Annotated in this window: 11 protein-coding genes and 1 other RNA gene; 2 read left to right on the forward strand and 10 right to left on the reverse strand. The window is 59.7% G+C overall.

Going from position 1 to position 9561, the window contains the following annotated elements:
• Positions 1-57: 57 nt before the first annotated feature.
• The 3 genes from erpA to rplM form a co-directional block, all read right to left on the reverse strand.
• On the reverse strand, positions 58-423 hold the full coding sequence (gene erpA / locus PQR32_RS36965) for an iron-sulfur cluster insertion protein ErpA (protein ID WP_007180424.1): 366 nt from the start codon (positions 421-423) through the stop codon (positions 58-60).
• Between the two features lie 278 nt (positions 424-701).
• On the reverse strand, positions 702-1094 hold the full coding sequence (gene rpsI, locus PQR32_RS36970) for a 30S ribosomal protein S9 (RefSeq protein WP_011489810.1): 393 nt from the start codon (positions 1092-1094) through the stop codon (positions 702-704).
• Between the two features lie 11 nt (positions 1095-1105).
• Positions 1106-1534 carry a 50S ribosomal protein L13 gene (rplM, locus tag PQR32_RS36975; RefSeq protein WP_007180422.1) on the reverse strand — a complete coding sequence of 143 codons (429 nt, stop codon included), beginning with the start codon at positions 1532-1534 and terminating at the stop codon, positions 1106-1108.
• A gap of 649 nt (positions 1535-2183) precedes the next feature.
• On the opposite strand from rplM, the gene PQR32_RS36980 reads away from it, so the two are divergent.
• Positions 2184-2606, forward strand: coding sequence for an OsmC family protein (locus PQR32_RS36980; protein WP_105509556.1), 423 nt, complete (start codon positions 2184-2186; stop codon positions 2604-2606).
• Between the two features lie 109 nt (positions 2607-2715).
• Here PQR32_RS36980 and rnpB read toward each other — a convergent pair.
• The 3 genes from rnpB to pyrC form a co-directional block, all read right to left on the reverse strand.
• Positions 2716-3129, reverse strand: an RNA gene (gene rnpB / locus PQR32_RS36985) — RNase P RNA component class A.
• A 96-nt stretch (positions 3130-3225) separates the two neighbouring features.
• On the reverse strand, positions 3226-4053 hold the full coding sequence (locus tag PQR32_RS36990; protein ID WP_408239326.1) for a DUF3025 domain-containing protein: 828 nt from the start codon (positions 4051-4053) through the stop codon (positions 3226-3228).
• Positions 4054-4064: 11 nt separating this feature from the next.
• Complete coding sequence (pyrC, locus tag PQR32_RS36995; RefSeq protein ID WP_408239329.1) at positions 4065-5126, reverse strand: dihydroorotase; 1062 nt, start codon at positions 5124-5126, stop codon at positions 4065-4067.
• A 165-nt stretch (positions 5127-5291) separates the two neighbouring features.
• Here pyrC and PQR32_RS37000 point away from each other — a divergent pair, with 165 nt between their 5' ends.
• Positions 5292-6227, forward strand: coding sequence for a class II glutamine amidotransferase (locus PQR32_RS37000; RefSeq protein ID WP_408239332.1), 936 nt, complete (start codon positions 5292-5294; stop codon positions 6225-6227).
• A 115-nt stretch (positions 6228-6342) separates the two neighbouring features.
• Here PQR32_RS37000 and PQR32_RS37005 read toward each other — a convergent pair whose 3' ends face one another.
• From PQR32_RS37005 to PQR32_RS37020, 4 genes are all read right to left on the reverse strand, one after another.
• A complete protein-coding gene (locus tag PQR32_RS37005) occupies positions 6343-7068 on the reverse strand; it encodes an amino acid ABC transporter ATP-binding protein (protein WP_012434314.1) in 726 nt (241 codons plus the stop codon).
• On the reverse strand, positions 7065-7742 hold the full coding sequence (gene gltK, locus PQR32_RS37010) for a glutamate/aspartate ABC transporter permease GltK (protein ID WP_408219013.1): 678 nt from the start codon (positions 7740-7742) through the stop codon (positions 7065-7067). Before gltK ends, PQR32_RS37005 begins: the two co-directional genes overlap by 4 nt.
• A complete protein-coding gene (locus tag PQR32_RS37015; protein ID WP_408239336.1) occupies positions 7742-8482 on the reverse strand; it encodes an amino acid ABC transporter permease in 741 nt (246 codons plus the stop codon). Before PQR32_RS37015 ends, gltK begins: the two co-directional genes overlap by 1 nt.
• An 82-nt stretch (positions 8483-8564) precedes the next feature.
• Positions 8565-9458, reverse strand: coding sequence for a glutamate/aspartate ABC transporter substrate-binding protein (locus PQR32_RS37020; RefSeq protein ID WP_408239339.1), 894 nt, complete (start codon positions 9456-9458; stop codon positions 8565-8567).
• Positions 9459-9561: the final 103 nt, after the last annotated feature.

Consider the following 9561-nt stretch of genomic DNA (forward strand, 5'->3'; position numbering starts at 1 on the left):
CGCAATAAAAAACGGCGCCGAAGCGCCGTTTTTTACATGCTTCCGTTCAACCGGCCATCACACCGAGAACGACGAACCGCAACCACAAGTGGTCGTAGCGTTCGGGTTCTTGATGACGAACTGCGCGCCGTTGATGTCGTCCTTGTAGTCGATCTCAGCGCCCACCAGATACTGGTAGCTCATCGAATCGATCAGCAGCTGGACGCCGCTCTTGTTCATGACGGTGTCGTCTTCGTTGACCGCCTCGTCGAAGGTAAAACCGTACTGAAAGCCCGAGCAGCCGCCGCCCTGCACGAAAACGCGCAGTTTGAGGTCCGCATTGCCTTCTTCTTCGATCAGTTGCTTGACCTTGTCAGCCGCTGCGTCGGTAAAAACGAAGGGGGCGGGCATCTCGGTCACGGGTGTATCGGTGACTGCGTTCATTCGAACTCTCCAAAAAGCTTCTAACCGCTATTGTAGGGCTGATCTCGATATCGTGCTGAAGCCCACAAAATCAATGGGTTCTTCCTGGAAATCAATGGACGGTGCGTTCTGCCGCCACCAGCCCGGCTAAGCGGGATATCTCACCGCTTTGACGACGAGTTCGTTGCCGCAATACTGAACCGCACCGAGCCGCGAATCCATGAAAAAAGCCGCCTTCGCGAAAGCGTTGGCGGCTTTTGCAGCGCTCCGGCCCGAAAGCCGGCTCGCACCCGAAGCGATTAACGCTTCGAGAATTGCTTCCTGCGACGTGCCTTGTGGAAGCCGACCTTCTTACGTTCGACTTCACGAGCATCACGCGTGACGAAGCCAGCTTTCGACAGTTCCGGCTTCAGCGTTGCGTCGTAGTCCATCAGCGCGCGGGTGATGCCGTGGCGAACCGCACCGGCTTGACCCGTTTCACCGCCCCCCGTCACGTTGACCTTGATGTCGAACGTAACGCCGTGGTTCGTGAGTTCCAGCGGCTGACGCACGATCATCAGCGACGTTTCACGCGAGAAGTAATCGGCGATAGGCTTGCCGTTCACAACGATATCGCCCTTGCCTGCCTTGATGAAGACGCGTGCGACGGCGCTCTTGCGGCGGCCCGTGCCGTAATTCCAGTTACCGATCATGTGGGCTCCCCTTAGATCTCGAGCGCTTTCGGCTGTTGTGCCGAATGCGGATGCGTTGCTTCAGCGTAGACCTTCAGCTTCTTGATCATCGCGTAGCCGAGCGGGCCCTTCGGCAGCATGCCCTTGACCGCTTTCTCGAGCGCACGGCCCGGGAAGCGTTCTTGCATCTTGCCGAACGTCGTTTCATAGATACCGCCCGGGTAGCCCGAGTGACGGTAGTACTTCTTGTCAGTAGCCTTGTTGCCCGTGACGCGCAACTTGCCGGCGTTGATAACGATGATGAAATCACCGGTGTCGACGTGCGGAGTGAATTCAGGCTTGTGCTTGCCGCGAAGACGGTGTGCCACTTCGCTGGCGACACGCCCGAGAACCTTATCCGTCGCGTCAATCACGTACCATTCACGCGTAACCTCATGGGCTTTTGCGGAAAACGTCTTCATGATCGATCCAAAAAAATTGCTGCGCCCAATGTGTTTTTTCCTGCTTGTAGTGTGCGCATCGAGGCGCGTGCAGGCTCTCCCTGGTTCTTCCTCCGCGGGCGCGGATGCGGAAAAGCCCTGAATTATAAAGGAATTTGCTACGGCAAGTCAAAACGTACGGGAATGTGCGCGAGATTCCGCGGCAATCCGGCAGTTGGAAGCGTGATTTAGCGCCCTATCGCGCTTAAACCGGCTGGGTGCCGGCAGGACGCGGGCGAAAAAAAACCCGAACGAGCGGTTCGGGTTTAATCCACCAAAGGAGGAGGTGGAGGAGACAGAAACGATTATATGAGCCGACCTTGTGCGACGCAAGAACATTTGCAATGCGAAATGCGATTTCATAATGTGGCAACTTGGTTTTCCGGCTCAAATTCGCAAAATTTCCTTTTAAATCAAACACTAAATGACGACCGCATGATCACGCCGACAGACATCCCCTAGAGTAAAACCCCTAAATCTGTCAGGGCATTCCCGAATCGGCTGAACATGCCGCAGCGCAACACGCAAGCCGTCATCGGGCATAACTTGAGGCAAAAGTCGCCTCGGGCAGACACTCAAACACCGGGCTACAATGCCCTCTCGATAAGGCAAAAGCGCGGTGGAGCACAGCATGGAATGCAAAGTGAGCTGGATGGGGCAAGACGGGATGGCGTTTGCAGCCGAGACGGGCAGCGGCCATCTGGTGGCAATGGACGGCGCGCCTGAAGGCGGCGGCCGCAACCTCGCGCCGCGTCCGATGGAAATGGTTTTGCTCGGCACGGGCGGCTGCACCGCCTACGACGTCGTGATGATTCTGAAGAAAAGCCGTCAGGAAATCGCCGGCTGCTCGGTGACGCTGAAGGCCGAACGCGCCAGCGAAGATCCGAAGGTGTTCACCAAGATCCACTTCCACTTCACCGTGACGGGCAAGAATCTGAACCCGGCCACCGTGGAACGCGCGATCAACCTGTCACACGACAAATACTGCTCGGCGTCGATCATGATCGCCAAGACTGCTGAACTGACGCACTCGTTCGACATCGTCGCTGGCTGAATGCTGATCTGCGGCTGCGGGCTGCGGCGCGGGCCGAAAACCCGCCGCCGAACGCACGCACCAAAAGAAAATGCCGGCGTCCATCTGGACGCCGGCATTTTTTGTCAGGTGGCAAAGCAAGCCGATAAGCCGGATTCTGTGCACGCGCAACGTCCGAAGACACGACGCGCGTGGCAGCCATTCCTCTAGGCGCGCCATTGCTGACGCGCTCAAGCTTCCTACCCGCAGACGTGACAGGGGCCCCGTCCTGCATCTCGAAGATGCTAGCCTGCCTACTTGGAATTGCTCCGGGTGGAGGTTACCGTGCCGGTCTGCCTTGCAGCAGCCGCGGTGCGCTCTTACCGCACCGTTTCACCCTTACCTGATCCCGGCTTGCGCCGGGCCATCGGCGGTTTGCTTTCTGTTGCCCTGTTCCGCGTGTTGCCACGGATGGCCGTTAGCCATCACCCTGCCCTGTGGAGTCCGGACTTTCCTCGCCCTCTTTGGCCGAAACCGCGGAGGCCGCGACTGCCTGGCCTGCTTTGCTGGGGCGGATTTTAACACCTGCGGGAGCGGCAAGCCGGGGCAACGGCTGAAATAGCCGAATGGCCAAGGGATCTTGCGGCGCACTTCAGCGCGTTCAACGCGCGCGACGCCCCGCGCGAAACACAGAAGTATCGTCGTAGAACGCGGGCGATTCGTTCTCCGGCCACCAGCCCGGAATGCCCAGCACGGGCAACGGCGCAAACATGCGGCTCGTCAGCGCATCGGTGTCGAGCAGCGCAGCGGCGACGGACTCATCCAGCCAAGCGTCTCGCTTCACCGCGTCCCACTCGAAATACGCCGCCGGCACATCGATGATCCATGCATGCCCCGTGCAGGCCTTAAATGGCGCAATCAGCTTTTCCAGCAACGCATGACCGAAGCAGCGGACCTCGCAACGTGTCCCCCATGCATCTCGTCGAGCCACCAGCAGCGTGTGCCAGTCGAAGCCACGCAATGCCGCGCTCAGAGCGGGATCCGCGCAAGCGAACAGCAGTGCGTTCTCGTCGAACAAGGTCAGCGTGTCGCGCACGCCGCCGCGGGTCGGACCGACGCCCAACACGTCGATGGCCGCCGACTGCCGCGCGTTCAGCGCCGCCTTGATGCGCGGAAATGCAAACCAGATCGATGCATTGAAGAGGTCGTGCAGATTGTGGCGCGTCGGCACGCAGCCGGTCGACGCAATATGTGCCTCGTACGCCGCGCCGGGCGGCAGTTCGTCCTGCGCGATGAACGCGAGACGCTGGCCGCCGCCTGTGCTTTGCCGCATCTCGGCGGCATCGGCGTTCATTTCGGCGAGCAACGCCTCGTAGCTCGTCAGCGCGGCTTGCTGCCAGCGCTTGCCGCGTTCGGCGAATGGTGCGAACCACGGCTTGGCCCAGTCGATTGCAGCGAAGCCCGGCGGCTCCGCTTCATACGCCTGCATCTACCGCAACCTTAAACCAGCCGCCAGCCGATCGACTCGCCGCCGCGCAGCGGCACGACCGGCGTATCGCCGACCGGCAGTTCGGCCGGCAGCGTCCATTCTTCACGACGCAGCGTGACCTTCTCCGCGCTACGCGGCAGGCCATAAAAATCAGCGCCGAAAAAGCTCGCGAAACCTTCGAGCTTGTCGAGCGCGTTGGCCTTATCGAAAGCTTCCGTGTAAAGCTCCAAAGCATGCAGCGCCGTATAGCAACCCGCACAGCCGCACGCGTGCTCTTTCAGCCCCTTCGGATGCGGCGCGCTGTCCGTGCCGAGGAAGAAGCGCGGATTACCGGACGTCGCGGCCTCAACCAGCGCCACACGATGCGTCTCCCGCTTCAACACCGGCAAGCAGTAGTAATGCGGCCGAATGCCGCCCTGGAAGATCGCGTTGCGGTTGTACAGCAGGTGATGCGCCGTGATCGTCGCGCCCAGCAGTTCCGGCGCCACGCCGGCTTCGCGGATATAGTCGACCGCGTCTTTCGTTGTGATGTGCTCGAACACCACCTTCAGCGCCGGAAACGCGCGGCGCAGCGGCGTCATGACCCGGTCGATGAACACCTTCTCGCGGTCGAACAGATCGATCGACGAATCCGTCACCTCGCCGTGCACGAGCAGCGGCATGCCCACTTCCTGCATCACCTCGAGCGTCTTGGCGCACTTCATGATGTCGGTGACGCCGGCGTCCGAATTGGTCGTCGCGCCCGCCGGATAAAGCTTCACACCATGCACGAAGCCGCTTTCGCGCGCGCGGCGGATTTCGTCGGGCGGCGTGTTGTCGGTCAGGTAGAGCGTCATCAGCGGTTCGAACTTCGCGCCTTCGGGGATCGCGGCGACGATCCGCTCGCGATACGCCTGCGCCATCGCGGTGGTCGTGACTGGCGGCTTCAGGTTCGGCATGATGATCGCGCGGCCGAACTGGCGCGCGGTGTCCGGCAACACGGCGGCCAGCATCGCGCCGTCGCGGACGTGTAAGTGCCAGTCGTCCGGACGGGCGAGCGTGATGGAGTCGAGAGTAGCGTTGGAAGCGGTCATGGCGGCGGGGGACGAGATTCGACGACAAAAGCCAATCTATGCGGTCAAACCGCAAGGTTGCGGCATAAACACACGTCAATTTGCTATTTGGCGTTTCTGGCTCGGTGATATGCTTGGAAAATCATCATTGTAACGGCTCGCCCCGTTCACAGGCTTACCCGCAACATGTGCCAACTTCTCGGAATGAACTGCGCCGCGCCAACGGACGTCACGTTCTCGTTCACCGGCTTTGCGGCGCGCGGCGGCGTCACCGATCACCACGCCGACGGCTGGGGCATCGCCTTCTTTGAAGACAAAGCCTGCCGCCTGTTCATCGACCATCAATCATCGGCCACCTCGCCGATCGCCGAAATGGTCAAGCGCTACCCGATCAAATCGAAGAACACGATCGCGCATATCCGCAAGGCGACGCAAGGGCACATCCTGCTGGAAAACTGCCACCCGTTCATGCGCGAACTGTGGGGACGCCACTGGATCTTCGCGCACAACGGCGACCTCAAAGATTATTCGCCGGTACTGACAGGCGTGTATCAGCCGGTCGGAACGACCGACAGCGAGCTCGCGTTCTGCGCGTTGCTCGAAGGCTTGCGCAAGGCGTTTCCCGGCGCGCAGCAGCCGCCGCTCAACGAACTCTTTGCAGCGCTCGAAACCCTCACACGCGAAATCACGCAGTTCGGTGTGTTCAATTTCCTGATGTCGAATGGCCAGGCGCTGTTCGCGCATTGCTCCACGCATCTGCACTACATCGTGCGGCGCTGGCCGTTTTCCACCGCGCATCTGGTCGACGCGGACGTATCGATCGACTTCGCCAAATACACGACGCCCGAAGACCGCGTCGCGGTGATCGCCACCAAGCCGCTAACCGACAACGAAGTCTGGACCGCCTTCGAACCCGGCGATCTGATGATGTTCCAGCACGGCGACGTGATCGGGCGCGTCAATGTGCCGGTGCCGGCTTCGGTGCTGGAAAAGCTGCGCAATCCTGCTCTGGATGCGTCGGCTTCGGCAAGCACGATCGCGGCTTCGACTAGCGTGTTGCCCGATGCAGAAGCCGAAGTCGACCTCGAAGCCGCAGATGACGCCGCCGCATTCGAGTCCTGAGCGCGCGGGCATTCGCTAAAAAACGAATCGCCAGAAACAACAAAGCCGCTTCTTCCGAAGCGGCTTTTTTTCTGCCCGCGCCACGCCGTCTAAACGGCGTGACGCCACGACAAACTCAGTGCAGGATCTTCGCCAGAAAATCCTTCGCGCGATCCGACTTCGGATTGGCGAAGAAGTCTTCCTTGCGGTCGTCTTCCACGATCAAGCCCTTGTCCATGAAGATCACGCGGTGCGCGACCTTCTTCGCAAAGCCCATTTCGTGCGTCACGCACATCATGGTCATGCCTTCCTGCGCGAGTTCGACCATCACGTCGAGCACTTCGTTGATCATTTCTGGATCGAGCGCCGAGGTCGGCTCGTCGAACAGCATGGCGATCGGGTCCATCGACAACGCGCGCGCAATCGCCACGCGCTGTTGCTGACCACCCGACAACTGGCCCGGAAACTTGTCCGCGTGCGCACGCAGACCGACACGATCTAGCAGCTTCAAACCCTTCGCGGTGGCTTCGTCGTTCGAGCGGCCGAGCACCTTCACCTGCGCGAGCGTGAGGTTCTGCACGATCGACAGATGCGGAAACAGCTCGAAGTGCTGGAACACCATGCCGACCTTCGCACGCAGCTTCGACAGATTGGTTTTCTTGTCGGTGAGCGACTGCCCGTTGATGACGATCTCGCCCTTCTGGAACGGCTCGAGGCCGTTGACGGTTTTGATCAGCGTGGACTTGCCCGAGCCGGACGGCCCGCACACCACCACCACTTCACCCTTTTTGACTTCCGTCGTGCAGTCGGTCAGCACTTGAAACTGGCCGTACCACTTCGAAACATTCTTGATAGAGATCATCTTGCGACCTTTTTCTGAAGACCTTTGACGAGGCTCGACGCGACCACACAGATCACGAAATAACACGCGCCCGCGAACAGTACCATCTCGACATTCGTACCGTCACGGTCGCCAATATTCGTGGCGGTGCGGAAGAAGTCGGCGAGGCTGATCACGTAGACGAGCGACGTATCCTGAAACAGCACGATACCTTGCGTGAGCAGCAGCGGCACCATCGCGCGGAACGCCTGCGGCAGCACGATCAGACGCATGGCCTGCGAGTAGCTCATGCCGAGCGCGAACGCCGCATTGACCTGCCCGCGTGGCACCGACTGAATGCCGGCACGGATGATCTCCGAATAGTACGCCGCCTCGAACAGCGAGAAAGCGACCATGGCCGACGCGAGGCGAATGTCGATATCCGGCGACAAACCGAGCACGTTTTGCAGCACTTGCGGCACGATCAGGAAGAACCACAGCAGCACCATCACCAGTGGGATCGAACGGAAGATCGTCACGTAGCCCTTCGCGAACCACTCGAAGGGTTTGAACGACGACAGCCGCAACATCGCGAGAATGGTGCCCCAAACGATGCCGAACACGATCGCGATCAGCGTGATCTTGAGCGTGACGATGGCGCCGGTCCATAGCGTAGGCAATGCGCCCGGAATACCGCTCCAGTCGAAATGGTGCATTACTTGCCTCCGATATAGCCGGGCAACCGGGTCTTGGCTTCGACCCAGCGCATGAGTTGCATCACGACCAGATTGATCAGCATGTAGGCTATCGTGACCGCGATGAACGACTCATATGTCTGCGACGTGTAGTCGACCAGTTGGCGCGCCTGAGCGGACAGATCGAGCAGACCGATGGTCGACGCCACTGCCGAGTTCTTGAAGATATTCAGAAACTCGGAAGTCAGCGGCGGCACGATGATCCGGTACGCGACCGGCAGCAGCACATAGCGATACGTCTGCCATTGCGTGAAGCCCATGGCGAGACCCGCGGCGCGCTGGCCCTTCGGCAACGCATTGATACCCGAGCGCACCTGCTCGCATACGCGCGCGGCGGTAAAAAGCCCGAGACAGATAATCGACGAAGAGAAAAACTGCGCGCTTGGCGGCAGTTGCTTGAACCAGTTGCCGATCGAAACAGGCAGCAACTCCGGTATCACGAGATACCAGATGAAGAACTGCACGATCAGCGGGATGTTACGGAAAATCGCGACATAGAGCGTACCGATGCCCGACGCCCATTTATTCGGCACCGTGCGCAGCACGCCGAACAACGAACCGACGATCAGCGCGATCACCCACGCCGACAGCGACACGGTAATCGTCACCCAGAAGCCCGACAGCAGCCAGCCCAGATACGTGGTCGGCTCGCCGGTGGAGACGGGACTCAGCAGAATGCCCCAGTTCCAGTGATATGACATGACCAAGACTCCAGCAAAAAGAAACGGAAGAAGCGCGTGGCCCCTTCCGTTTCGTTCAGCGTTTCAAAAAAACAGCTAAGGTTTAATCGATTGCCTTGTCATTCGGGCTCTTGTAGAGCGCCTTGATATCGTCGCTTTCCGGGAAGTTCAGGTTCAGGCCCTTCGGCGGGATCGGCGATTCGAACCACTTCTTGTAGATCGCGTCGGCTTCGCCCGAGGTTTCGACCTTGGCGATCGCGTCGTCGACGACCTTCTTGAATTCCGGATCGTTCTTGCGAATCATGCAGCCGTACGCTTCATGCGATTGCGGCGTGCCGACGATCACGAAATCGGCCGGATTGTTCGACTTTGCGCGTTCGCCCGCGAGCAGTGCGTCGTCCATCATGAAGGCAGCGGCGCGGCCCGTGGAGAGCGTCAGGAACGACTCGCCGTGGTCCTTCGCGCTGATGATGTTCATGCCCATGCTCTTGTCCTGGTTCATCTTGCGAAGCAGGCGCTCGGACGTGGTGCCGGCGGTCGTGACGACCGTCTTGCCCTTCAGGTCGGCCCAGTCCTTGATGCCGGAGTCTTTCTTGGTCATCAGGCGCGTGCCGATCACGAAGATCGTGTTCGAGAAGGCAGCCTGTTGCTGGCGTTCAGCATTGTTCGTGGTCGAGCCGCATTCCATGTCGACGGTGCCGTTCTGCACCAGCGGAATACGGTTTTGCGACGTGACTGGCGTGAGCTTCACCTTCAGGTTCGGCATGTTCAGCTTCTGCTTCACCGCCTCCACCACTTTCAGGGCGAATTCCTGCGAGTAACCGATGACGTTCTGCTTGTCGTCGTAATACGAAAACGGGATCGACGATTCGCGATGACCCAGCGAAATGACACCCGTGTCCTTGATCTTTTTCAGCGTACCAGCGTCTTGCGCATGCGCGCCAACCGTAAACAGTCCGAGAGTCGCGAGCAGCAGCGCAGCTTTTTTAATCTTCATGTGTGATCTCCTTGGCAAGAACCGGCGCCAGTTTAGCAAAGTAATTATTCTGAAAGTATCGCTATAAACCATGTTGTTGCGTGTGCGCCGCTACAGGTTTGCG

It is taken from the genome of Paraburkholderia dipogonis (assembly GCF_046027395.1).
In the GTDB taxonomy this organism is placed as follows: Bacteria; Pseudomonadota; Gammaproteobacteria; order Burkholderiales; family Burkholderiaceae; genus Paraburkholderia; species Paraburkholderia dipogonis_A.